Source organism: Thalassoroseus pseudoceratinae, assembly GCF_011634775.1.
Taxonomy (GTDB): Bacteria; Planctomycetota; Planctomycetia; order Planctomycetales; family Planctomycetaceae; genus Thalassoroseus; species Thalassoroseus pseudoceratinae.
In genome coordinates this window covers 1-775 of the sequence record NZ_JAALXT010000018.1, presented here as the reverse complement: position 1 = coordinate 775, position 775 = coordinate 1, and the positions used below count along the sequence as shown (strand labels likewise).

The 775-nt window shown below is 59.7% G+C and carries 2 protein-coding genes; both read right to left on the bottom strand.

All coding sequences use genetic code 11. The features are described 5' to 3' along the window. Positions 1-17 precede the first annotated feature (17 nt). Positions 18-488, bottom strand: coding sequence for a transposase (locus tag G6R38_RS27740; RefSeq protein ID WP_166832137.1), 471 nt, complete (start codon positions 486-488; stop codon positions 18-20). Then, the coding region (locus G6R38_RS27735) for a transposase (protein ID WP_166832135.1) at positions 422-775 on the bottom strand (354 nt) is incomplete at its 5' end. The genes G6R38_RS27740 and G6R38_RS27735, both read right to left, overlap by 67 nt.

Genomic DNA, 775 nt, shown 5'->3' with positions numbered 1-775 from the left:
AGAGCGTGTGGCCAGAACTAGGTTTGTTGGAATTGTCGATGAGCAATCAAACCGCAAGCGAGTGTGACGAAGGCCTCGTAGAAAGCGGCTTTTCGTTCTCGGCGAATGCCGATGCGACGGAACTGCTTGAGCCAGGATATTGCTCTCTCGACCTGCCAACGACGCTTACCCAGACCCGGCTGAACGTCTTGACCTCGCTGGGGGATGATCGCCTTGATTCCGCACCAATTCAACAGCCTGAGAAGGTCCGCCGATGTGTAGCCGCAGTCCGCTCGGACGAGCGTTGGCAACTCGCGAGGTCGGCCTGGCAAGCCGCCCACGCGAGGAAATCGCAGGAACACCAACGGCAGAATGAACCGCACGTCGTGTTCGTTGGCAGCCGAAACAATCACCGCCAGCGGAGTTCCCTCCGCATCGGTCATCACGTTGAGTTTGCTGCCCGAACGGCCTCGATCCGTGGGGTTCGGGCCGGTTTTTCCCCGCCGCAAGGCGATTTGATCAAGCCACCGTCGATCAGCACTTCGGCCACATCCAAGCGACCGGCGGCCCGCAACCGGGCGAGCAAACGAATGGAGATCGCGGTCCACAGACCCATGTCGGTCCATTGCTTGAGTCGCCTGCGAACGGTCCGGCTGCTGGCTCCCAACTCAATCGGCAGGTCCCGCCAACCGATGCCGGTCTTCAAGAGAAACACCACGCTTGTGAATACCGTCCGGTTATCAATTGGCTTGCGACCACCCTCTGGAGACTGCTCATGGACCGGAAACAACGACTC